The organism is Celeribacter ethanolicus (assembly GCF_001550095.1).
In the GTDB taxonomy this organism is placed as follows: Bacteria; Pseudomonadota; Alphaproteobacteria; order Rhodobacterales; family Rhodobacteraceae; genus Celeribacter; species Celeribacter ethanolicus.
This window is the reverse complement of record NZ_LRUC01000045.1, coordinates 146,900-169,672: the sequence shown is the minus strand read 5'-3', so window position 1 is coordinate 169,672 and position 22,773 is coordinate 146,900. Positions and strand designations below refer to the sequence as shown.

Below are 22,773 nucleotides of genomic sequence, written 5' to 3'. Positions count from 1 at the left end.
GGGGTTTGGTCTGTGCTTTTTGCATCTGCGGAACGTCAAAGGTTTTGGCTGGAACCACAAACGCGTGTACCGCATCTACCGCGAGTTGGAGCTGAACATGCGGATCAAGCCTCGGAAGCGGCTGCAGCGCGAGAAACCGGAACCGCTGGTCGTGCCTGAGGCCCCGAATGAGGTGTGGTCGATGGACTTTATGGCCGATCAGCTGGCTGACGGTCGGGCATTCCGCACATTGAACGTGCTTGATGACTTCAACCGCGAGGGCCTGGCCATCGAAGTGGACTTCTCACTGCCCGCCGAGCGCGTTGTTCGGGCGCTGGACCAGATCATCGCCTGGCGAGGCAAACCTCTGGCCATTCGCGTAGATAACGGCCCGGAATATGTCAGTGGCAGGCTCCAAACATGGGCCGAGAAGGCGGGGATCGGGCTGCTTTACATCCAGCCGGGCAAGCCCCAGCAGAACGCTTATATCGAGCGCTACAATCGGACAGTTCGCACCGAATGGCTCGGGCGATACCACTTCGAAAGCATTGAAGACGTGCAGGATCACGCAACGAAATGGCTCTGGACTTACAACAACGAAAGACCAAACATGGGCATCGGCGGCATGACCCCGATACAGAAACTGACAGCAGCTTAGATTCTACTGATACGCCCCTCTAAAAATGGGGGGATTACCGCAGGGGCGGCCGCTTCTGGTGCTCGGTGGAGAAAGTTTTGCCTGTCGCACGAGACTTGCCGCGCGGGCGGCCGAGGGGCGGCTCTTTAGCGCCAAACGGCCTTATAGTGCTGTGCCGGGCGAGGCGGGGGTGGCGCTCTTGCTCGATCCTGCGCCTCAGCTAGCGCCGCTTGCACACATCACCGGAACCGCGCACGAATTCGAGCCCATCGGCGCGCTCGAGGACGGCCACAGCACCTATGCTGCCCAGAGCGAGGCAGCGTATCAGGCACTCGAGTCTTCGGGTCGGGACGCAGTCGTCGATCACATCTGTACCGATTGGACGAATGGGCGCTATCGGGCCTCCGAGCTTGCGCATTGCTATCTGCGCCTTGGTGGACGGATTGCGCCGGAGTGCGAGTATCGCCATCTGGCGCTGACTTTTGGAGATACGGGCGTCGTCATGCTCGCTCTCGCTGTCGTACAAGCGCTGGCGCAGCCGGGGAGGCATTTATTCCTGGCCGGGTGTGACCGTACGAAGGCGCGTGTTGCGATGACGCTGACGGTGGCTGGGGCGTAAGCCTGTCGCTGATCCCGATTGGGCGATTTGGTTTCGAGGCCGCAGGTGCCGGAGCGGCAAACGGGCGCGTGGCCTCAGGAAATGGTTAATAGGTTTATCAATGGTGAATGCGGCCCGGGACTTTGGCAGAAAATGCGAAAAAACGCGGGGTGTACCGCGAGATGCACAGGTTTTCAGAGGTTGGGGGCGGCGGGCGACCGGCGCGCAGATCGGCTGCGACCGCAGGTTTCATGAAAAATCGAGCGATTGTCCGAATGAAAATATCCGGACTTAAATGAATCTTCACTCCTTGGCGGCATGGATCGTGAGGTACGGGGCACCTGTGCCCGAAAGCTGACCGATATATCGCTCGGGCCGCCTCTCACCGGAACGTGGAGCGGAACCGCGATGCCTGGAGACATGAGATGAAATTTTTTAGCAGGATCAAACTGGCGAAAAAGCTGCCGGCGATCATGATCGGACTGACCATCGTGACCATCGCGATTGCGAATCTCGTATCCTATCGCAATGCGTCGCAATCCTTGCTTGTCGAGGCGGAAGAGGCACTGATGACCGTGGCGGAAGCGCGGGCGCTCGAGTTGGAGGGCTGGCTCGAGGGGGTTGATATAGACCTGCGCAGCCAGGCGGAAAACCCGACGGTGCTTTCGGCGATCCGTGGCTTCGGGGAAGCCTGGGAGGCGCTCGACGGCGATCGCACGGCCTATCTCAAGGATTGGTACATCGACCGCAATCCCAGCGGGCAAGGCCTCAAGCAACAGCTCGATTACGCGCAGGACGGCTCGGCCTACAGCCAGGTGCACAAGCTCTATCACGGGTATTTTCGCAAGCTGGTCGAGGAAAAGGGCTATTACGATGTCTTCGTCTTCTCGCTCTCCGGCGATCTGATCTATTCGGTGTTCAAGGAACAGGATTTCGCCACCAATTTCCTGGAGGGAGAATATGCCGACACCGGGCTTGGGACGGTGCTGAAACAGGCCCTGGCTGCTGATGGGGCGGGCGTTTTCTTTGCCGATTTCGAGAAATACGCCCCCTCGCATGGCGCTCCGGCGGCTTTTCTGGCCGCCCCGGTTCTGGATCGTCGTGGCGAGATGCGCGGCGTGATCGCGTTCCAGATGCCTGTGGATCGGATCGACACGATCACCACGCGCCCGACGGGGCTCGGCAAGACCGGTGATTCCTATCTGGTCGGCACCGATCTTCTGTTGCGCTCCAACACGATCCACGGTGCGGGGAATGAGATTCTCAACGTCGCTCTGAGCACGGATTCGGCGAAAAAGGTGATCGCCGGAGAAACGGGCATTCTGCGCGAGAAAGATCAGGAGAGTGGCACCGGCAAGATTCACGAGCATCTCGCGGCTTTCTTTCCGGTCGACTACCACGGGGTGAGCTGGGGGCTGATCGCCGACCAGACCATCGAGGAAATCCTTGAGCCTGCGACGGCGCTGGCCCGGACCATGGCCTGGCAGGGCGCTCTGATGACTGCCGTGGTGGCGCTGATCGCCTATATGATCGCCCGGACCATTTCCCGCCCGCTGACCCGCGTGGAAACGGCGATGCGTACCGTTTCCGAAGGCAATTATTCGGTCGATGTTCCCGGCGTCGAGCGCGGCGACGAGATCGGGCAGATTGCCAACGCTCTGGACGATTTCCGCCATGCGCTCGGGCGTGCGGAACAGGCCACCCGTGACGGTCTGTTCAAGGGGGCGGCATTCGAAGGGTCGTCGGCGGCTCTGATGATGATCGACCAGAGTTTCACGATCACGTACATGAACAGCGCGGTGCATGACCTGCTCAAGCAGAATGAACCCGTCTTCCGGGAGATGTTCGGTAGCTTTGATGCGGATCACATCGTCGGTCAGAATATCGACATCTTCCACCACCATCCCGAGCGGATCCGCGCGCTCCTTTCCGATACGAGCAAGATGCCCTTCTCGACGGATATGAAGGTGGGGGACGTGCATTTCGCGCTGGATGTGAATGCGGTGGTCGATCTTGACGGCGAGCAGATCGGTTGCGTGATGGAATGGAAGGATGTCACCGACATCCGTACCAACGAGGCCGTCATCACGGCACTCGATGGCAATCAGGCCAAGGCCGAGTTCGGTGTCGATGGCAAACTCATGAAGGCGAATGCGAATTTTTCGCGTATGCTGGGGGTCGATCCGACCGAACTGGTCGGCATGAAACATGACGAAATCTTTGCCTTCAATGCCAAGATGGCCTCCGAGCGGGGTGATGTCTGGGAGCGCCTGAACAAGGGTGAAAGCATCTACGGACGATTCAAGCTGCTCGACAAGGAGGGCAACACCTCCATTCTGGAAGGCACGTTCAGCCCGGTGAAGGATTCCTCGGGGCGTCCGTTCCGCATCATTCTTCTCGGCACCGACATCACCGACAGTCAGGCGGCGCTGGTGGCGGCGGAAGCCGAACGCGAACGTATGAAGGAGCAACAGGACCGTGTCGTCGAAGGGCTTCGTGTCGGCCTCAAGAAACTGGCGCAGGGCGATCTGACCTCGCGCATCGACGAAAAATTCTCCGTCGAATACGAAACATTGCGTGGAGATTTCAACCAGGCGATCGAGAACCTCCTGTCGGCCATGCGCAATGTCGTCGAAAATGCCGACATGATCCGGGGCGAGGCCTCCGAGATATCGAACGCGGCGGACGACCTGTCGCGCCGGACCGAAAAACAGGCGGCGACACTTGAAGAAACCGCGACAGCGCTGGATGAATTGACCTCTTCGGTGCGCTCCGCCGCGGACGGAGCGAAACAGGCTTCCGAGATGGTGGAGACGGCCAAGGCCAACGCCGAAGCCTCCGGCAAGGTGGTGCAGGAAGCGGTCGAGGCGATGAGCCAGATCGAGACCTCCTCCGACCAGATCTCGAAAATCACCTCGGTGATCGACGACATTGCCTTCCAGACCAACCTTCTGGCGCTCAATGCGGGGGTCGAGGCGGCGCGGGCCGGTGAAGCGGGACGTGGATTCGCGGTCGTGGCCTCCGAAGTGCGGGCACTGGCGCAGCGGTCTTCCGAAGCGGCGCGGGAGATCAACGATCTGATTTCCAAATCCGGGACGCTGGTAAAACGCGGGGTGAGCCTGGTTGGCGAGACGGGCGAAGCGCTGCGCGGCATCGTGAAATCCGTGTCCGAAATTTCTCACAACGTGTCGGAAATCGCCATTTCTTCGCGCGAACAGTCCTCGGGTCTTGCGGAGATCAACGCGGCGGTCAATCAACTCGATCAGGTGACCCAGCAGAACGCCGCCATGTTCGAACAGACCACAGCCGCGAGCCACGCTCTGACCCGCGAGGCGGAGAATTTGAACGTTACCACGTCGCGTTTTGCCATCGGCAGCCTGCAGGGGCAGGCCCCGGAAGGCAACGCGCCCGTCCAGGTGGATTTCAAACGCCCGGCCAGCAAACCGGAACCGCGAAGCCCGAAGGCCGCTCCTGCCGCGACCCAGGCGCCGAAACCGCCCGCCAAACTTCCGGTCAAACAGGTTGTTAATGCCCCGGCGCCCGTTGCGCCGCCGATTGAGGACGATTGGGAAGATTTCTGAGCGACAGGCACACGCCATCCGGGCTGTTAAAAGGAGAATGGTTTGAAACCGTTACGTGTACTGATTGTAGACGACTCGGCCACGATGCGTCGCCTCATCCGGTCGATCCTCGAAGCCGACAGCCGCCTTGCCGTGGTGGCCGAGGCCGGGACGGCGCGCGAGGCACGGGATGCGGTGAACACGCATCGTCCGGATGTGATGACGCTCGATGTCGAAATGCCAAGCATGAGCGGGCTCGAGTTTCTCAAGCGCCTCATGCGGCATCGTCCGATGCCCGTGGTGATGGTCTCGACGCTGACCCGTCGGGGCAGCGATGTCGCGGTGGAAGCCATGGCCCTCGGGGCGGTCGATTGCGTAGAAAAACCCAAGCTCGGAGATGGGCTCGAAAATTTCTCGCAGCTCTCGGAAATGGTTGTTCTGGCGGCACGGGCGCGTCTTCCTGGGCCGCGCAGCGCCCAAGTGCCGCGGTCTCGACCGATCCGGGAGCAACAGTTTCACAGGATTTGCCTGATCGGAGGGTCGACGGGCGGGGTGGACGCAATTGAACGTGTGTTGCAACGCTTTCCCCCGGATTGTCCGCCGACCCTGATCACGCAACATATGCCCGAGCCGTTTCTGGTCAGCTTTGCCGCGCGGCTCGATCCTCTGGTTGCGCCCAGGGTTCGGCTGGCAACCGATGGCGCCGTATTGGAACCCGGGCTGGTGATGATCGCGCCGGGAGGGGCCACACATCTCAATCTGAGTGGTCCCGTCGATATGGGGGTCACCTTGCACAAGGGGCCACCGGTGTCCGGTCACCGCCCGTCTGTGGACTCGATGTTCCTCTCGGCCCTGCCGATGGCGCACCGGGTGGCGGCGGGCATCCTGACCGGTATGGGGCGCGACGGGGCGGAAGGCATGGCAGCGCTTCGCCAGGCCGGGGCCCGGACGCTTGGGCAGAGCGAGGAAAGCTGCATCGTATTCGGCATGCCGCGAGTGGCCGGAGAGCTGGGCGGTGTCGAACAATGGGCCGATCTCGACGTGTTCGGAGATGAGATCCTGCGTCTGTGCGAGAGCCCGGCACATGCGAGGGCGACATGACGACGATTTCCGAAAAACGTGCGTCCGGCAGCCGGACCTATATCGCTCAGGGGGAATATGCCATCGGGGATTGCGAGGCGGCGGTGATTTCCACCATTCTCGGCTCCTGCGTTGCCACCTGTCTCTGGGATCCGGTGGCGCGGGTCGGAGGGATGAACCATTTCCTGCTACCCGAAGGGCCACCCTCGCGCAGTGATGTCAGTTCCTTCGGAGCCAATGCCATGGAGCTTCTGATCAACGGGTTGATCCGGCACGGGGCACGGCGTGAAAGGCTCAGGGCCAAGGTGTTTGGCGGTGCAGAAATGTACAAGGGGCTGACGAATGCCGGGAACCAGAACGGCACCTTCGTGCTGTCCTATCTCGAGCGCGAGAACATTCCCTGTGACGGGCAGAGCCTTGGCGGGGCGCAGGCGCGGCGGGTCGAGTTTATGCCCGCGCTTGGCAAAGCCCGGCAAAAGCTGGTCTCCGATGCGTCGCAGATCGTTGAAAAACGGCCGACCCCGGAACGCACGAGCGATCTCGAACTGTTCTGAGGTCGCACCGTCAGGCGCCCTTTGCGCAGGGGGGGGGGCGATATTCCGCAGGCATAGGGGTGGGGTTGCCACAGGATTGCGGGGCGAGGCGTGTGGACGTGCCTCATTGAAGCGATGTGTCGGCGCGGGGGGCTTTGCGCGAGGATATGGCGCGGTGCAAGCGATGTGCGGAGCAAACGATGTGGTGTGGCGCAGTTTTACGACGGGCTGCGGCGGGTGTCAGGTCTGTGATCGGTCTGTCGTCCCGAAAACGAATGGCGCGATTTCGGTGTCTGTTGCCGCGGCAAGTGTGAGGCGGGGAAGCGAAGAGCGCAGAACGACATCCCGGCAGATCGGCCCGGTGAAAAAGGCCTTGGTCTTTGTCCTGAAGACGGGCAGGAACAGGGGATGAAACTGATCGATTCCATCCCCTTGTCGACATTTGTGATTGCGGCGCTGACGCTGGGGCTCGCGCCTTTCGTGCCGGAGCCGCATGTCTGGGAAAAGCTGAAAATGCTCGCCTCAGGGGCGCTGTCGCGCCCGATCGACATGTTCGATCTGGCGATGCACGGGCTGCCTTGGGTGTTGCTGATCGCAAAACTGCTCCACGGGGCGCGACCGGCGGAAGGCTGAGGCGTTTTTTTTGGGGGGGGCGCCGGTGCCATGCGTGTGGGCGGATGGTGCGAGGAGGCAGGCATCCGGGTGCCATGTTTTGACAGCGGCGCACAGGACGGCGCACAGAAATCTGCATAGAACGTGCCGTGTTCCCGGGCTGTTCCTGAGAGCCGTAGCTGGCTTTGATCTAAGGAGTTGCGGTGTCCGTTCCACGCGGTGGGGAAGGGAAAGCCTCCGGCACAGGATATGCCGGAGGCTTTTGAGTTTGTGGCCACAGGCAAGCGCCGCGGTCAGGCTTTCGATACCGCATCGAGAATGCGGGCCCAGCTTCGGATGCCCTTGTGGAAATTCTTGAGCCCGTATTTCTCGTTCGGCGAGTGAATGCGGTCGTCGTCGTCCGCATAGCCCACAAGCATGGAATCGAGGCCGAGAATGGTGGTGAAGAACCCGGCGATCGGGATCGAGCCACCCATGCCGGCAAACACCGCCTCGCGGTTCCATTCGTCCGAGAGCGCCTTACGGGCGGCTTCGAATTCCGGGCGCGCGGTGTTCATCACGGCGGCGGGGGAGCCTTCGAGATCCTGATCCCAGATGACTTTCGCATCGACCGGAAGGCGGGATTCGACATGAGCACGCAGGTTTTTGCGCATCTTGTCGGGGTCTTGTGTGCCGACCAGACGACAGGTGATTTTGCAATGCGCCTCCGCCGGGATCACGGTTTTCGAGCCGGGGCCCTGATAGCCGCCCCACAGCCCGTTGATCTCAAGTGTCGGGCGGGCCCATTGCTGCTCGAGGGCGGAATAGCCCGCCTCGCCATGGGCGACGGTCATGCCAGCGTTGCCGAGATATTCCGCCTCGTCGAAGCCGCAGCTTTCCCATTGTGCGAGCTGTTCCGCGGGGACTTCCTCGACACCCTCATAGAAATCCTTGACGGTGACGCGGCCTTGCTCGTCATGGAAGCTCGCGACAATTTGAGAGATTTCCTTGAGAGGGTTGAGCGCCGGGCCACCGTAATGGCCGGAATGCAGATCCATCGAGGGACCGATCAGGGTGAACTCGTCCTTCAGCATGCCGCGCAGTTGCGAGGCGATGGAAGGCACGCCCGGGGACACCATCGAGGTGTCGCAGATCAGGGCCAGATCGGCGGCAAGCTTGTCCTTGTTGGCTTCCATGAAAGGGATGAGCGAAGGCGAGCCGCTTTCCTCTTCGCCTTCGAAGAAGAAAGTGATGGTGCAGGGCAGGGTGCCATGTTCGGCGATCCAGGCGCGACAGGCCTCGACGAAGGTCATGAGCTGGCCTTTGTCGTCGGAGGCGCCGCGGCCACGGATCACTTTTCCGGTGTCGCGCTCTTCGATGAAGGGGGCAAACGGGTCGTGGTCCCAAAGCGACAGCGGATCGACCGGCTGGACGTCATAGTGGCCGTAGAACAGAAGGTGCGGCGCACCGGACCCGATCTTGCCCCAGACCATCGGATGGCCGGGGGTGTCGCAAAGCTCGGCCTCGGCACCAAGGGATTTCAGATCGGCGACAAGCCATTCCGCGGCAGTCCTGCAATCGGCCTTATGCGCCGGATCGGTGGAGATCGAGGGGATGCGCAGGAAGGACATCAGGCGTTCGAGAGTCGGTTCGAGGGTGTCGTCGATGCGCGACAGCACCGGATCGAGACGTGTGTTCATTATCGGAAACCTTTGATCGTGCTCTGGATGTTTTGCCGCAGCTTACGCCTCTCATTCCCGGTGTCCAGTCGAGACCATGGGTTGACATAGATCATTCAGAAGGGGTTTTTAGTCATTCTAAAAGGGCCGGACAGAATAAGGCTTGTTCAGCCCTTACGGGGTTTGGTGGCGGTATTATCTTGCGAATTGTGAATATGAGTCGCAATTTTCGTTTTATGCCGCTAAAAGAGGCAGACCCGAGACGCGCGAAAGGACAAAAAGTGGACTACACGGCGAAGCTTGACGAGGCGATTCAACGTTTGCACGACGAGGGGCGCTATCGCACCTTCATCGACATCGAGCGCAAGCGCGGGCAATTTCCGCACGCCACCTGGACCCGCCCCGATGGCACCGAGCAGCCCGTCACCGTCTGGTGCGGCAACGATTATCTCGGCATGGGGCAAAATCCCGTCGTGATCGAGGCCATGAAAGAAGCGGTGGATGCGACCGGTGCCGGGTCCGGCGGCACGCGCAACATCTCGGGCACCACGGTCTACCACAAACGTCTCGAAGCCGAACTGGCCGATCTGCATGGCAAGGAGGGCGCGCTTGTCTTCTCCTCGGCCTATATCGCGAATGATGCCACGCTTTCGACGCTCCCGACCCTGTTCCCGGGGCTGATCATCTATTCCGACGAGTTGAACCACGCGTCGATGATCGAAGGCATCCGCCGCAACGGTGGCGCCAAGCGGATCTTCCGCCACAACGATCTCGATCACCTGCGCGCGTTGCTGGCCGCCGACGATCCCGAGACGCCGAAACTGATCGCGTTCGAGTCGGTCTATTCGATGGACGGCGATTTCGGGCCGATCAAGGAATTGTGTGACATTGCCGACGAATTCAACGCGCTGACCTATCTCGACGAAGTGCACGCGGTGGGCATGTACGGCCCGCGCGGCGGCGGTGTGGCCGAGCGCGACGGTCTGATGGACCGGATCGACATCATCAACGGTACGCTGGGCAAGGCCTTCGGCGTGTTCGGCGGCTATATCGCGGCAAGCGCGAAAATGTGTGACGCCGTGCGCTCTTATGCGCCGGGCTTCATCTTCACGACCTCGATCCCGCCGGCGGTGGCGGCGGGTGCGGCGGCTTCCATCGCCTTCCTGAAAGGCGAGGGCGGGGTGAAACTGCGCGAAGAGCACCAGACCCAGGCGAAAATCCTCAAGACCCGGCTCAAGGGGTTGGGTCTGCCGATCACGGACAACGGCTCGCATATCGTGCCGCTGATCGTGGGCGATCCGAAGCACACGAAATTGATGTCGGACATGATGCTGGAGCAGTATGGTATCTACGTGCAGCCGGTGAACTTCCCGACCGTGCCGCGCGGCACCGAGCGCCTGCGCTTCACGCCCTCGCCGGTGCATGGTCCGAAGGAGATGGATCACCTGATCAAGGCGCTTGACGCTTTGTGGAGCCATTGTGCGCTGAATCGTGCCGAATTGGCCGGCTGAACCGCATATCTGCTGTGCGGCTGGTTTGAGCATGTGATAACACTGTTCCAAGGGGTTTCGGCGAATCGTCAGGAACCCCATCGGGACAGGATCAACTTGGGGCAGGCTCATGATCGGGCGGTGGAGCAAACCACCTGTCGAGGATACGGAACATCCTCGCGGGTTTGATGATTTCGAGTTGAAGCTCGGGGACATCATGCGTGGCGAACGCGCGACCATCGGCAAATCCCTTCTCGACGTGCAGCGCGAGCTGAAGATCAAGGCGACCTATATCGCCGCGATCGAGAACGCCGATCCTTCCGTGTTCGAAACCCAGGGTTTCATCGCAGGCTACGTGCGCTCCTATGCGCGTTATCTCGATCTCGATCCCGACTGGGCCTTTGCGCGGTTTTGTCAGGAAAGCGGTTTCGCTGTCGCCCATGGCATGTCGCCGCAGGCTTCCACGAAACGCAGCGGTCCCGCCAGGACGGCGCAGAAATCCACGGTCAGCGATCCGTTCGCCAATCCGAATGCCAGTTTCGTGCCGCGCGGGCAGAGCTTTATGTCGCGCATCGAGCCGGGGGCGCTCGGCTCCTCGGCGGTGCTTTTCGCGCTTCTGGGCGTGATCGGCTATGGCGGTTGGACCGTGTTGCAGGAAATTCAAAAGGTCAAACTCGCCCCGGTCGATCAGGCCCCCGGCGTGATCTCCGAAGTGGCGCCCTTGGGCGGGGACCAGATGGTCGTCGCGGGCATGGACGAAAGTGTGAGCTTGGCCACGCCTTCCGCCGAAGCGCTGGATCGGCTTTACCGGCCGCAGGCCCTCGACGTGCCGGTGCTGGTGCCGCGCGACGGGCCTATTGCCTCGCTCGATCCGCGCGAAGTGGGCGCTCTGGCTGGCGAAAGTGCCGCCGCCGATCGCGAATCCATTCTTAACGATATGTCGAATCTGATCGCCGATGCCGCTCTGTCAGGCTCGGAGGATTCGCCTGTGCAGGTCACTGCGGGCGACGCGCCGCAATTGGCGCTGGTGGCGGTTCTGCCGTCCTGGGTGCGGGTGCAGGCTGCCGACGGGTCGGTGATTTTCGAGAAGATCCTCGATGCGGGCGAACGCTATGTTGTGCCCGCGATGGAACAGCCGCCCGTGCTGCGCACCGGCAATGGCGGCGGCGTCTATTTTGCGGTGAACGGTCAGGCCTATGGGCCGGTCGGTTCCTCGGGCGAGGTGGTCAAGAATGTCGCGCTCTCCGTGGCCGATGTCTCTGACGGTTATGGCCCGGTCGATCTCGCGGCCAATGACAGCGTGGCGGAGATGTTCCGCGTGGCGCAAAACGCGGAATAAGTCGCAGGGGTGTGACGTGGAAAGCCAGGTCTGACGGCTTGCCCCCCGCGACGCAGAGGCCTATCTAAGGCCAAACGCGTTTCGCAAAAGAGGCTCCCATGTCGCACAATCCCGTCCGCCCCTGGCGCAATATCGACCGCCGTGTGAGCCGCAAGATCTGGGTCGGGAACGTGCCGGTCGGGGGCGATGCGCCAATCTCCGTGCAGACCATGACCAACACGCTGACCCATGACGTCAAGGCGACGCTGGATCAGGTGATCCGCGCTGCCGAGGCCGGGGCCGACATCGTGCGCGTCTCCGTGCCGGACAAGGAAAGTTCTGCCGCGCTCAAGGAAATCTGTCGCGAAAGTCCGGTTCCGATCGTCGCCGACATCCATTTCCATTACATGCGCGGCATCGAGGCGGCGGAGGCGGGCGCGGCCTGCCTTCGGATCAATCCGGGCAATATCGGCGACGAGAAGCGCGTCAAGGACGTGATCCAGGCGGCGCGGGACAACAATTGCTCGATCCGCATCGGGGTCAACGCGGGTTCTCTCGAAAAACACCTGTTGGAGAAATACGGCGAGCCGTGCCCCGACGCGATGGTCGAAAGCGGCATGGATCACATCAAAATTCTTGAAGACAACGACTTCCACAATTTCAAGATCTCGGTGAAAGCCTCCGACGTCTTCATGGCCTCCGCCGCCTATCAACAGCTGGCCGAGGCCACCGACGCACCTATCCACCTCGGCATCACCGAGGCGGGCGGGCTGATGTCCGGCACGATCAAATCCGCCATCGGCATGGGGCAGCTTTTGTGGATGGGCATCGGCGATACGCTTCGGGTTTCGTTGTCCGCCGATCCGGTGGAAGAGGTGAAGGTCGGCTATGAGATCCTGAAATCTCTCGGTCTGCGCCACCGCGGCGTGAATATCATTTCCTGTCCTTCCTGCGCGCGTCAGGGGTTTGATGTGATCAAAACAGTGGAGGAATTGGAAAAGCGGCTTGAGCATATCAAGACGCCGATGAGCCTCTCGATCATCGGTTGCGTTGTGAACGGGCCGGGCGAGGCGCTGATGACCGATGTCGGCTGGACCGGCGGGGGCGCAGGTCACGGCATGGTCTATCTCGGCGGGACCCAGTCGCATAAAATGTCAAACGACAACATGATCGAGCATATCGTCGAACAGGTGGAGAAAAAGGCCGCCGAGCTTGACGCTGCCTCTGTCGACGAGCCCGCCGAATAACTTCGGCGTTTCCTGTGCCGCCTCAAATACTCAAATAAAAACCCCGCCAAACCGGCGGGGTTTCTTGTTTCAGCACAGCATTGATAAACTCGGTGTGCCTCAGCGATTGGCGCGGACCTCTTTGACGATTTCGACCATGCCGTCATAGGGCACATAGCCGCGCAGCATCTGGTCGCCCAGGATGAACGCCGGCGTGCCGGAAATTTGCAACGCGGTGGCGAGCTGGTGGTTCTGGGCCAGAACCGCGGTGACCCCGTCGCTGTCCATCTCGGCGATCACCTTGTCGGCGTCGATGCCGAGATCCTTGGCGAGACGGCGCAGCGCGCCCTCGGAAATATCGCCACGGGCCTGCATCAACTCGTCATGGAGCTTGAGATAGGCTTCATCGCCTTCCACGAGTTTGGTCGCGACGGCAAAGCGCGCGGCCAGAACGGACGCGTCGCCGAGGATCGGGAATTCCTTGACGATCAGCTTGATGTTGCCGTCCTTCTCCAGAAGCGCCTGCACATCCGGGTAGGCTTTCTTGCAATAGCCGCACCGGTAATCGGAAAACTCGACGATCACGAGATCGCCGTCCGGGTTGCCATAGACCGCATCGTTGCTGTCGTCATAGATCGGACCGGCATAGGCGGCGATCAGATCGGCATCATTGGCAACCTGTTGGTCGGCCTGGCGCTGTTGGTAGACGTCGACGGCCTCCATCAGCACTTCCGGGTTGTCGAGAAGATAGGCGCGGACTTCGGCGCGGAAGGCCTCGCGCTCCGCATCCGACATGTCGGCCATGTCAAAAGCGCTTGCTGCAAGGGCGGTGGAGGCGGTGAAAAGCGCCGCGCCGCCGAGGCGGGTCAAGGCTTTGGCAAAAGGCATATCGTCTGTCTCCGTTTGAGGATCTGTTCAGACGCGTCTACCACATCCTGCGTCCGGTTCCACCCTACAGTTGCGTGACCCAAGGCCGCAGCGGAGGGAGATGCAACAGGCGCAGGTGCAGGGATGCAAACCGCCTGCGCGTGATCCGCCACATTGCAATTCCCGCCGGTGGCTGGCATGGGGTGGCCGATATGAAATTCAGGAGTCCCGTCATGAAAACCTCGCAACGATCCGTGGTCGACCCTTTCATCGTGATGGATGTGATGGAGGCGGCGCGGGCGGCCGAAGAGGCGGGGCGCTCGATCATCCATATGGAGGTCGGCCAGCCCTCAACGGGCGCGCCCTCGAAAGCGCGCGCGCGGGTGGAAGAGGCGATGGAGGCCGATCCCTTGGGGTATACCGTAGCTCTGGGCCTGCCGGAGCTGCGCAAGGCGATCGCGGCGCTTTACAAGGACTGGTACGGGGTCGATCTGGATTGGCAACGCGTGGTGATCACGCCGGGCTCCTCGGGGGCGTTCATTCTTGCCTTCACGGCGCTCTTTGATGCGGGGGCGAAAGTGGGCATGGGCGAGCCGGGCTATCCGTCCTACCGGCAGATCCTCACCGGTCTCGACATCACGCCAGTCGGCATTCCGACGAAAATGGAAAATCGTCTGCAACCGGTGCCTTCCGAGATCCCCGAAGGGCTCGACGGGCTGATCGTGGCCAGCCCCGGCAATCCCTCGGGCACGATGCTGGGCCATGAGGAGATGGGCGCGCTGATCAAGACCTGCCATGACAAGGGCATCGCTTTCATCTCAGACGAGATTTACCACGGCATCCAGTACGAGGGCCGGGCGGTCACAGCGCTTGAGCTGTCGAACGATGTCTATGTGATCAACTCGTTTTCGAAATTCTTCTCGATGACCGGCTGGCGGATCGGCTGGATGGTGGTGCCGGAAGATCATGTGCGGGTGATCGAACGCATCGCGCAGAACTTCTTCCTCTGCCCGCCGCATGCCTCGCAGGTCGCGGCTCTGGGCGCGCTGGAGTCTCGGCAGGAATGCCAGCAGATGGTCGATGTCTATGCGGAGAACCGTCGGCTGATGCTCGAGGAGCTGCCGAAGATCGGCTTCGACAAGATCGCGCCGCCGGACGGGGCCTTCTACATCTACGCCGATGTGTCGGACTATACCGATGACAGCAAGGCCTTCTGCGACGAGATTTTGGCCGAGGCGGGCGTGGCCGTCACACCGGGGATCGACTTCGATCCGGTGCGCGGCGCGCGGATGCTGCGGTTCTCTTATGCGCGCTCGACCGAGGACATTCGCGAAGGTCTGGCGCGGCTCAAGGCCTTTATGGCCTCACGGGTGGCGGGCTGACGGGGCAGACGCTTTAGTCGCCGAAAATGAGCTTTTGGGTCTCGTCATCCATTTGTTCGAAAAATGTGAACGGGCTGTCGAGGCCGCCGTACGACGAATATATGTTTTTCCTGAGCATTGAGTAGCCCTCTTCGACAAAAAGCGCGCGCTGCTCTTTCGGGGAAAGCTCCAATTCCGGGGATGTCAGGGGCTTGCCCTCTGTGGCTTGGTACAGCGCGGCGGCGAGCTTGTCGGTCATGCTGGCGGGAACGTCTTCGAGCTTTGCAATATTGAGCATCATCGTGGCGAGTTTCAGATCCTGATCCATATGCGGCCCCACTGTCAGCTGCATGCCAAGGTGATAGGCCGTCTCGCCATATCCGCCGACAATCGCGGCATGGAGAAAATAGATGCCTGTCTCCTTGTCCCTCGGAATGCCGTCGCAATCTCCCCGGATCTGGCAAAAGCCAAGGTTCGATTGCGAAATCGGATAGCCCATTTCGGCGGCCGTGACCAAATAGCTGACGGAGGCCAGCGCCATCCATTCACGGGTCTCTCCGGTCTTACAGTTGGTATAGATCCAGTTGAGCTCATGGATCGCCACAGCATCGCCGTTTTTCACGCCGTCGCGCAATTTGTTGTAGGCGATGTGGTCGCCCGCGCAGGTTCTGTCGCCGAGCTGGTTCATCGCCTCGCGTCGAACTTGCCATTCCTTCGGCAGCGGGTCTGCAACGGCAGGTGTGGCAAGGGCGGCGAGCAGAGCAAGAAACGTGAAGCGCATTGGGTGGGGAATGTCCTTTTCGGGGGGGGGCGAAACTTGTGGTGGCGTGGGAAAGGCAGAGGGGAGAGACTGCCATCTTAGTCGGTGTCGTTGCTGCCGTAGAGGCCTTCGTAGAGCCACTCGGCGAGTCTTCTCGTATCCACACCGTCCCAACTGGGGTCGATATGCGGCTCGCCGACCTCAGCGCCACCCAGTTCGGAGAGCTGCGTCCGGAGCGGGGCGAGCGTGGCGGCCTCGACGCCTTCGCGTTCGGCGACGGCGAGCAGGTCGGCCGCCTTGTCCAGATCGCGCGTCAGGATGTCGCCTTCGATCAGCGCACGGGCGTATTCCGAGGCGGCCTCGCCATAGCCGCCCTGAATCGCCTGATCGTACAGTGCTTCCGCCTCGTCGGGGTTCTGTTCGATGCCGTAATAGCCATGCAGGTAGCTGCCCGCGAGATTGCTCTGAGCAATGGGATAGGCCTGAAGCGCGGCCATCACCATCAGGCTGTTGGTGAGCAGATCGCCGTCCGGATTGTATTGCACGCAGCTTTCGGAAAGTACCATCCAGCGCAGCGCGATCATTGCGGGGGCGTTCGCCTCCTGAATCGCGGCGGTGATAAGCCTGTCGAAATCGCTGTCGTCAGCGCTGCCGACACAGGCGGCATCGGCGATCTCGTTGTAGAAATCGCGGTCGTCCTGCCAGTAGGACGGCAGCGGATCGGCCAGCGCGGGCAGGGAGAGCAGGGCGGTGAGGGCGGTCAGAACGGGCAGGCGCATGGTCGGCTCCCTTGTCATTTGCGCAAAGCCTGCGATGCAACGTCCACGGGGTCAACTGTTTGAGGGCTATCTGGGGTGCTTCACATGTCCGTGGCTGGTTTTCGGGCACAGACATGGTATCTCTTGCACAAAATAAGTCATGAGGGCGTGATGCGGGCGTTGGTTTTGAAATTCATTCTGGCTCTGCTTCTGATCGGCGGCGTTCTGGCCGCACGGGCGGAGGCGCAGGAGCAGCCGGGCGGGCTGACCGCGCTGGCACGGGCCGACAGCAGTGCCTCGGCGCTGGTCGATCAGGGCGACAGTCTCGAGATGATGCTGCGGCTGAGCCAGCCGGTGCCGTTTCGCATCTTCACGCTCGACGATCCGCGCCGCATGGTGGTGGATTTTTCCGAAGTGGACTGGACGGGGTTCGACACCGAAGCGTTCGACACGGCCGAAGGGGTGAGCGGGCTGCGGGTCGGAGGGTTCACGCCGGGCTGGTCGCGCATGGTGCTCGATCTCGCGAAACCCTATGCGCTTGTGCATGCCGAGATGAGCCGTGATGACAAGGGCGCGGTGCTGACGCTCAATCTCGATCCGACGGCCTCCGATGAATTCGCTCTGGGCGCGGGCACGCCGCCGGATGCGCAACTGGTGCGGCCCTCTGCGCAAGAGACAGGCGATGCGGCGGCAAAAACCGCCCCTCTGCGCAGGTTCGGCGATGGACCGCTGCGGGTGGTGATCGACCCCGGTCATGGCGGCATCGACCCGGGGGCAGAGCGTGACGGGGAGCGGGAAAAGGACCTGATGCTGACCTTCGGGCGCGAGTTGCAGGATGTGCTGAACCGGGCGGGCGGCTTTGACGTGGTGATGACGCGGACGGAGGATGTCTTCGTGCCGCTGGAAACCCGTCTGACGTTGGCACGGGAAGCGGGGGCGGATGTGTTCCTGTCGCTTCATGCCGATGCGATTGCCGAGGGGCGCGCCGAGGGGGCGACGATCTATACGCTGGCGGAGCGCGCCTCCGATGCCGCCTCGCAGAAGCTTGCGGAACGCCACGACCGGGCGGATTTGCTGGCGGGTGTGGACCTCACGGGGCAGGACGACGTGATCGCCGCCGTGCTGATGGACATGGCGCGGACCGAGACCATGCCGCGCACGGATCGGCTGGCGGACAGTCTGGTGAAATACCTCGACGAGAGCGTCGGCATGCACAAACGTCCGCGTCTGGAGGCCGGGTTTTCGGTGCTCAAGGCGCCGGACATGCCTTCGGTGCTGATCGAGCTGGGCTTCCTGTCCTCGGCCAAGGATCGGGCGAAGCTCAAGGATCAGGCCTGGCGGACGAAAGCGGCCTGGGCCATTCGCGATGCCTTGCTGGCGTGGGAAGAGGAAGAGGTGTCGCTTCGGGACAGGTTGCGGAAATAAATGCCCCGGAGGCACAGGGAACCTCCGGGACGGGGACAGGGCGATCATACCGGTGACATCAGAACCGATCCCTGTCCGGCTGTGCGACGGCGCTCAATGCGCCATCATGTCCTTTGCGACCTGCGCGGCGCTCAGATCGGCCGGGTAATAGGTCGGCCAGTTGGTCAACTCTTCGAGCACGGCGGCGCGGTCGTTGCCCCAGTAGAGGTGATAGTGATCGGCCTTTGACGGGAAAATCCGGTGGTCGCTGAACTGGATATACTGCGGCGCTTCCGCATCGCCCGCGATCTTTTCAAAGATGAAGCGCACGCCGCGATTGCCCTTGGAATAGGTCAGGATCTCGTAGCCGTCGCTTTCATATTGCGCATGGGGGGCGGAAGCGCCGCGATGGAAGGTCACGGTGTCGCCGTCGATCTCGATCTTGTCCACATCGGTGGCATAGCCCGTGGTGTAATAGGCGGTGTACTCTGCGGCACTCTTGTCGCCATGCTCGGCCTTATGGGCCATGACCGCATCGAGTTTGCCCTCGGTCAGCAGCGGATAGACGGATTGCCAGTCGCCGGCCCAGTCGGACAGCGGGCGATCCTCGACCTGAGCGTCTTCGAAATAGCCGTTGTAGATCTGTTCGTCGTGATCATGCGCGTGGGCGCTGTGATCGTGGGCTTGAGCCGGGGCGAAGGACAGGGCTGCCGACAGGGTGCTCGCAAAGGCCAGAGCGATGGTGGTCTTGTGCATTGGGGTCTTTCCTTGGTCTTGGTGACAGATTTTGATACGTGATAACATAACAAAACCTCCCTAAAGAGATGCCGACAGCGACGCAAGAGAGAAACAGCGGGACACGCTTGGCAACGCATCGCGGCTTAAAGTGTTCCGCCAAAACCCGAGACACAGCTTTTGGCGGAACGCAGTACGAGATATAAGCGTTTCACATGCCTCGCCTTTGTCTGATGTCTCTGGTCAAAGGCGTGAGCTTTAATCGAGGTATTTGCTCTTCTGGTGCGGCGTTCAGTTCCGGGTGCTGATAATAGACCGCGCCGATCATGCAGCCGACATTGTGAAGCCGCGTCATTTGGCTTTCGATCAGGATATTCTCTGCGTCCAATTTCACGTGCCAGTACTGTTCCATGAAATTGAGCAGGCTCTGGTAAAAGTCGAAGAACTGGTAGTCACGCGTTGTGAGGATCACGGCTTCGGCGGCGCTATATTTCAGCGGGTCTCCGGGCAGGCCCAGCGGCCCTTTACACCGCCCATGTTCCAGAAAAGCCAGCGGCGTTTGGTGGGGGGATACTGGCGCAGCGCGCGATATACCCGGCGAAATCCTCGTAAGACACCGCAATTCTGAGCGCGGTACAGTTTGCTGCGGTAAACTTTTCCGCCTGTGTCGGGCAGGTCAGCTCCGTCAGATTTTCCGCCCCAAGGGCGTTTGGAACCACCATCGCAGACAGGGAAAATATTCAACCTTGGGGATAGGGCAAGAAGGAGCCGGCAAACCTGCGCGGCGTTTCCGTGTCCTCTAGCCGGTTTTCCGCGCCAGCCAGACCGAATGCCCGGTGCAACCGGGGTCTTCGGGGGTGAAGGCGATGACCTCGATCCCCTGATCGGCCATCAGACGGCGGTACTCGTCGGGAGACAGGGACGCGTGATAGACGGTCTCGTGTTCGACGCTGCCGATTGCCTCGCCCGCGTCGGGACCGGTGGTGAACAGCAATGTGCCGCGCGGGGTCAGGTGCCGGGCGAAGGTGGCAAACATGGTGCGCTGATCTTCGGCTGCGAGATGAAAGAAACTGTCCCATGCGATCACCGCATCGAAGCTCTCGCCCAGATCGAGCCCGCGCATGTCGGCCCGGATCGCCCGGGCCTTCGGCAGGTTCTGCTGAAACAGCGCCACCATGGCGGCGGCCCCGTCCACCCCGGTCACTTCACAGCGCCGGTCCGAGAGATATTGCGCAATCGGGCGCCCCGACCCGCAGCCGAGATCGAGCACATGGCGCTTGCCGCCGGTCTGGGGGGTGTAACCCAGCATCCGGTCGAGCCAGGGCCGCTCAAACAGGGTCTTCGCGCGCGCCAGATCGAAAGCGCGGGCCTGACGTTCATAGGTGGGAAGGATGTCTTCGGGTTTCATGCCCCCGGACATAGGCCCGTGCGCACAGGGCGGCAAGGGGGCGGCAAGCGGCGCCGTTCACGGGCGGCGTCTTTCTGCTCACAATTGCGCGCGATCCGGCCGGGGATGTTTTGACCATCGCGTCGACCCTGTATAAGGAGGGGCAGGTATGTGCCGGGGACGCGAGTCAGCCGGGCGCACGGGTGTGGGAACGATTGCAGGAAACCTCAGTGCTCAGATTCATCCTTTCTTTCTTCGGGACGATTTTTTCGTGGATCACCACGGGGCTGTTCCTTGTGGCCATCGTCATCGGTGGCATCTTCTGGATGTACGGGCGCGATCTGCCGAACCACGAGGCGCTGGCGCAGTATCAGCCGCCGACGATCTCCCGCATCTATTCGGGCGAGGGCCGGATCATCGACGAGTTCGCCAAGGAACGCCGCCTCTATACCCCGCCGGAGGAAATCCCCGATCTGGTGAAGAACGCCTTCATCTCGGCGGAGGACAAGAATTTCTACAAACACCACGGTTATGACCTGCGCGGCATGGCCTCGGCGGCGCTGACGGCGGCCAGGGGCGGGCCGCTTCGTGGTGCGTCCACCATCACCCAGCAGGTGATGAAGAACTTCCTTCTCGACGGATCGCGGTCTGCGGAACGCAAGATCAAGGAGCTGATCCTGGCCACCCGTCTGGAACAGACCCTGACCAAGGACCAGATCCTCGGGCTGTATCTCAACGAGATCGACCTCGGCGTGCGCTCTTTCGGGGTGACGGCGGCGGCGCAGAGCTATTTCAACAAATCGCTCTCCGAGCTGGCGCCGGAAGAGGCGGCCTTCCTCGCGATCCACCCGAAGGCACCCTATTCCTACAACCCGGCGAAGAACTATGACGGCGCGCTGGAACGGCGCAACTATGTGCTGCGCGAGATGTATGAAAACGGCTACCTGAGCCAGGAAGACTACGAAACCGCGCGGGCCAAGCCGATCAAAACGGTGCAGACTGGCGATTACCCGTCCTATCGCGAAAGCCTGCCGCCGCGGGATTATTTCACCGACGAGATCCGCCGTCAGTTGTCGAAAGACTTCGGCGAAGAGGAATTCTTCGAAGGGGGCCTGTCGATCCGCGCCACCATGGACCCGGAGATGCAGACGGTGGCGGCGCATTCGCTGCAACGCCGTCTCGAAGAGCTCGACCGCTCGCGCGGGAGCTGGCACGGCACGGGCAAAACCATCGACCCCGCCACGCTCGACACGGACGCATGGCAGGCGGCGCTTGGCGCACTTCAGGTGGCGCGGGACATCTCGCTCGATGGCACATGGTATGTGGGGGCGGTGAACGAGATCGGCGATGCCTCCATGACGGTCATGGTCGAGGACGGGATCGGCGAGGTCACCGTGCCACGCGAGGACATCAAGTGGATCAAGGGCAGTTTCCGGGACAATTTCACCCGGGGCGATGTGGTGCACATCCGGCGTATGACCACGGGCAACGATGGCGAAGGCGATCTGATCCGCTGGAGCCTGCGGCAGGTGCCGGAGGTCGAGGGCGCCTTCGTGGCGATGGACGTCAACACGGGCCGCGTGATCGCGATGCAGGGCGGGTTCTCCTATGAGCACTCCGTGTTCAACCGCGCCACCCAGGCGACGCGCCAGCCGGGCTCTTCGTTCAAGCCCTTCGTCTATGCGGCAGCGCTCGACAGCGGCTTTACCCCCGCGACGATCATCGTCGACGCGCCCATCGAGGTGAACACGCCACAGGGCGTCTGGCGGCCCAAGAACGCGTCGAACAAATTCTACGGCCCGACCCCGCTCAGAACCGGGATCGAGCAATCGCGGAACCTGATGACCATCCGTCTCGCGCAAGAGGTCGGCATGGACACGGTGGCGCGTTATGCCGAACGCTTCGGGGTCTACGATCACATGGGGCAATACCTTGCCTCCGCTCTGGGCGCCGAAGAAACCACCGTGTTCAAGATGGTTTCGGCCTATGCGATGTTCGCCAATGGCGGCGAGCGGGTCGAGCCGACGCTGGTCGACCGGGTGCAGGACCGTTACGGCCGGACGATTTACCGCCACGACGCGCGGATCTGCGAGGATTGCGACATGGCTTCGCTCGATCCCGGCGTCGCGCCGAAGATCGTGTCGAACCGCGAACGCATGATCAACGCCATCACCGCCTATCAGCTCACCTCGATGATGCAGGGCGTGGTGCAGCGCGGCACGGCGGCGGGCCGGGTCAACCTTCCGGTGCCGGTGGCGGGCAAGACCGGGACGACGAACGACGGCAAGGATGCGTGGTTCATCGGCTTCACCTCGAACATCGTGGCCGGCTGCTACATCGGCTACGACACGCCGCGGGCGATGCGCGGGGCTTCGGGCGGCGGTTATTGCGGCCCGGTGTTCAACAGCTTCATGCAGGAAGCCGTCAAGAAATACGGCGGGGGCAAGTTCAAGGTCCCGCCGGGGGGGCATTTCATCAAGATCGACCGGTTCACCGGCGCGCGCCTCTCCGACAGCGCTTCGGGGCCGAACGTGGTGGCGGAGTATTTCCGTGACGGCGAAGAACCGATCTTCGGCCTGATGTATGACGGCGGTTTCGCCATGGGCGCCGATCTGCCGCTGTTCTCGGCAGGCGAGCGCGACAGCGAAGACGGCACGCGCGAGGTCCAGACCTCGACCGGCCGGACGATCACCGTGCCGGAGAAAGCGACGATCAACTCTCTGTCGTCGGGCGGGCTGTATTAGAGCGGGTTAGGTCAGGCTGCGATTCTGTGCTATCCTCGGGGCATTGATTGAATGCCTTGAGGCCTG

Annotated in this window: 19 protein-coding genes; 12 read left to right on the top strand and 7 right to left on the bottom strand. The window is 61.8% G+C overall.

Translation table 11 applies throughout. The features are described 5' to 3' along the window. The 6 genes from NH195_RS16590 to NH195_RS16565 form a co-directional block, all read left to right on the top strand. Positions 1–637: IS3 family transposase (locus NH195_RS16590; RefSeq protein ID WP_066701789.1), on the top strand; the 637-nt coding region annotated here is incomplete at its 5' end. A gap of 25 nt (positions 638–662) precedes the next feature. Then, the gene (locus NH195_RS16585; RefSeq protein WP_066709458.1) at positions 663–1,235 is read left to right on the top strand and encodes a hypothetical protein; all 573 of its coding nucleotides are present in this window, start codon (positions 663–665) and stop codon (positions 1,233–1,235) included. 404 nt (positions 1,236–1,639) lie between these two features. Continuing rightward, positions 1,640–4,795 carry a methyl-accepting chemotaxis protein gene (locus tag NH195_RS21805; protein WP_066709455.1) on the top strand — a complete coding sequence of 1,052 codons (3,156 nt, stop codon included), beginning with the start codon at positions 1,640–1,642 and terminating at the stop codon, positions 4,793–4,795. 42 nt (positions 4,796–4,837) lie between these two features. After that, entirely contained in the window at positions 4,838–5,875 is a 1,038-nt protein-coding gene (locus tag NH195_RS16575; RefSeq protein WP_081423985.1) for a protein-glutamate methylesterase/protein-glutamine glutaminase, read from the top strand. Further along, positions 5,872–6,408 carry a chemotaxis protein CheD gene (locus tag NH195_RS16570; RefSeq protein ID WP_066709452.1) on the top strand — a complete coding sequence of 179 codons (537 nt, stop codon included), beginning with the start codon at positions 5,872–5,874 and terminating at the stop codon, positions 6,406–6,408. The genes NH195_RS16575 and NH195_RS16570 overlap by 4 nt, the downstream gene beginning before the upstream one ends. Positions 6,409–6,795: 387 nt before the next feature. Next, complete coding sequence (locus NH195_RS16565; RefSeq protein ID WP_066709449.1) at positions 6,796–7,020, top strand: RND transporter; 225 nt, start codon at positions 6,796–6,798, stop codon at positions 7,018–7,020. Positions 7,021–7,292: 272 nt separating this feature from the next. Here NH195_RS16565 and NH195_RS16560 read toward each other — a convergent pair whose 3' ends face one another. After that, a complete protein-coding gene (locus NH195_RS16560) occupies positions 7,293–8,678 on the bottom strand; it encodes a dipeptidase (protein ID WP_066709446.1) in 1,386 nt (461 codons plus the stop codon). 260 nt (positions 8,679–8,938) lie between these two features. Between NH195_RS16560 and hemA the strand changes: the two genes are divergently transcribed. The 3 genes from hemA to ispG all read left to right on the top strand — a co-directional run bounded on the left by hemA (position 8,939) and on the right by ispG (position 12,712). Continuing rightward, entirely contained in the window at positions 8,939–10,168 is a 1,230-nt protein-coding gene (gene hemA / locus NH195_RS16555) for a 5-aminolevulinate synthase (RefSeq protein WP_066709443.1), read from the top strand. A 109-nt stretch (positions 10,169–10,277) separates the two neighbouring features. Further along, positions 10,278–11,486 carry a helix-turn-helix domain-containing protein gene (locus NH195_RS16550; protein ID WP_066709440.1) on the top strand — a complete coding sequence of 403 codons (1,209 nt, stop codon included), beginning with the start codon at positions 10,278–10,280 and terminating at the stop codon, positions 11,484–11,486. Positions 11,487–11,584: 98 nt separating this feature from the next. Then, positions 11,585–12,712, top strand: a complete 1,128-nt coding sequence (gene ispG / locus NH195_RS16545) for a flavodoxin-dependent (E)-4-hydroxy-3-methylbut-2-enyl-diphosphate synthase (protein ID WP_066709437.1) — start codon at positions 11,585–11,587, stop codon at positions 12,710–12,712. Positions 12,713–12,811: 99 nt separating this feature from the next. Here ispG and NH195_RS16540 read toward each other — a convergent pair whose 3' ends face one another. Then, positions 12,812–13,579, bottom strand: coding sequence for a DsbA family protein (locus tag NH195_RS16540; protein WP_066709434.1), 768 nt, complete (start codon positions 13,577–13,579; stop codon positions 12,812–12,814). Positions 13,580–13,791: 212 nt separating this feature from the next. On the opposite strand from NH195_RS16540, the gene NH195_RS16535 reads away from it, so the two are divergent. Further along, positions 13,792–14,940: a pyridoxal phosphate-dependent aminotransferase gene (locus NH195_RS16535; RefSeq protein ID WP_066709432.1), complete on the top strand. Its 1,149-nt coding sequence runs from the start codon at positions 13,792–13,794 to the stop codon at positions 14,938–14,940. Between the two features lie 13 nt (positions 14,941–14,953). Here the strand turns inward: NH195_RS16535 and NH195_RS16530 are convergent, their stop codons facing one another. Together NH195_RS16530 and NH195_RS16525 are read right to left on the bottom strand one after the other, a co-directional pair. Beyond that, positions 14,954–15,700 carry an SEL1-like repeat protein gene (locus NH195_RS16530; protein ID WP_066709430.1) on the bottom strand — a complete coding sequence of 249 codons (747 nt, stop codon included), beginning with the start codon at positions 15,698–15,700 and terminating at the stop codon, positions 14,954–14,956. A 77-nt stretch (positions 15,701–15,777) separates the two neighbouring features. Then, on the bottom strand, positions 15,778–16,458 hold the full coding sequence (locus NH195_RS16525; protein WP_066709428.1) for an SEL1-like repeat protein: 681 nt from the start codon (positions 16,456–16,458) through the stop codon (positions 15,778–15,780). Between the two features lie 150 nt (positions 16,459–16,608). Here NH195_RS16525 and NH195_RS16520 point away from each other — a divergent pair, with 150 nt between their 5' ends. Then, a complete protein-coding gene (locus NH195_RS16520; RefSeq protein ID WP_066709425.1) occupies positions 16,609–17,862 on the top strand; it encodes an N-acetylmuramoyl-L-alanine amidase in 1,254 nt (417 codons plus the stop codon). A 93-nt stretch (positions 17,863–17,955) separates the two neighbouring features. Here NH195_RS16520 and NH195_RS16515 read toward each other — a convergent pair whose 3' ends face one another. The 3 genes from NH195_RS16515 to NH195_RS16505 all read right to left on the bottom strand — a co-directional run bounded on the left by NH195_RS16515 (position 17,956) and on the right by NH195_RS16505 (position 19,984). Next, positions 17,956–18,597 (bottom strand): metal-binding protein ZinT, encoded by a 642-nt coding sequence (locus NH195_RS16515; RefSeq protein ID WP_066709422.1) that lies wholly within the window; start codon positions 18,595–18,597, stop codon positions 17,956–17,958. A 190-nt stretch (positions 18,598–18,787) separates the two neighbouring features. Beyond that, positions 18,788–19,048, bottom strand: coding sequence for a hypothetical protein (locus NH195_RS16510; RefSeq protein WP_066709419.1), 261 nt, complete (start codon positions 19,046–19,048; stop codon positions 18,788–18,790). A gap of 327 nt (positions 19,049–19,375) precedes the next feature. Next, the gene (locus tag NH195_RS16505) at positions 19,376–19,984 is read right to left on the bottom strand and encodes a class I SAM-dependent methyltransferase (RefSeq protein WP_066709491.1); all 609 of its coding nucleotides are present in this window, start codon (positions 19,982–19,984) and stop codon (positions 19,376–19,378) included. Positions 19,985–20,193: 209 nt separating this feature from the next. On the opposite strand from NH195_RS16505, the gene NH195_RS16500 reads away from it, so the two are divergent. After that, positions 20,194–22,707 (top strand): penicillin-binding protein 1A, encoded by a 2,514-nt coding sequence (locus tag NH195_RS16500; protein WP_066709416.1) that lies wholly within the window; start codon positions 20,194–20,196, stop codon positions 22,705–22,707. Positions 22,708–22,773: the final 66 nt, after the last annotated feature.

Coding starts and splice junctions, on each gene's coding strand:
- NH195_RS16585 (WP_066709458.1), top strand. CDS start 663: ATGGGGGGATTACCGCAGGGGCGGCCGCTTCTGGTGCTCGGTGGAGAA.
- NH195_RS21805 (WP_066709455.1), top strand. CDS start 1,640: ATGAAATTTTTTAGCAGGATCAAACTGGCGAAAAAGCTGCCGGCGATC.
- NH195_RS16570 (WP_066709452.1), top strand. CDS start 5,872: ATGACGACGATTTCCGAAAAACGTGCGTCCGGCAGCCGGACCTATATC.
- NH195_RS16565 (WP_066709449.1), top strand. CDS start 6,796: ATGAAACTGATCGATTCCATCCCCTTGTCGACATTTGTGATTGCGGCG.
- NH195_RS16560 (WP_066709446.1), bottom strand. CDS start 8,678: ATGAACACACGTCTCGATCCGGTGCTGTCGCGCATCGACGACACCCTC.
- NH195_RS16550 (WP_066709440.1), top strand. CDS start 10,278: ATGATCGGGCGGTGGAGCAAACCACCTGTCGAGGATACGGAACATCCT.
- ispG (WP_066709437.1), top strand. CDS start 11,585: ATGTCGCACAATCCCGTCCGCCCCTGGCGCAATATCGACCGCCGTGTG.
- NH195_RS16540 (WP_066709434.1), bottom strand. CDS start 13,579: ATGCCTTTTGCCAAAGCCTTGACCCGCCTCGGCGGCGCGGCGCTTTTC.
- NH195_RS16535 (WP_066709432.1), top strand. CDS start 13,792: ATGAAAACCTCGCAACGATCCGTGGTCGACCCTTTCATCGTGATGGAT.
- NH195_RS16530 (WP_066709430.1), bottom strand. CDS start 15,700: ATGCGCTTCACGTTTCTTGCTCTGCTCGCCGCCCTTGCCACACCTGCC.
- NH195_RS16525 (WP_066709428.1), bottom strand. CDS start 16,458: ATGCGCCTGCCCGTTCTGACCGCCCTCACCGCCCTGCTCTCCCTGCCC.
- NH195_RS16520 (WP_066709425.1), top strand. CDS start 16,609: ATGCGGGCGTTGGTTTTGAAATTCATTCTGGCTCTGCTTCTGATCGGC.
- NH195_RS16515 (WP_066709422.1), bottom strand. CDS start 18,597: ATGCACAAGACCACCATCGCTCTGGCCTTTGCGAGCACCCTGTCGGCA.
- NH195_RS16505 (WP_066709491.1), bottom strand. CDS start 19,984: ATGAAACCCGAAGACATCCTTCCCACCTATGAACGTCAGGCCCGCGCT.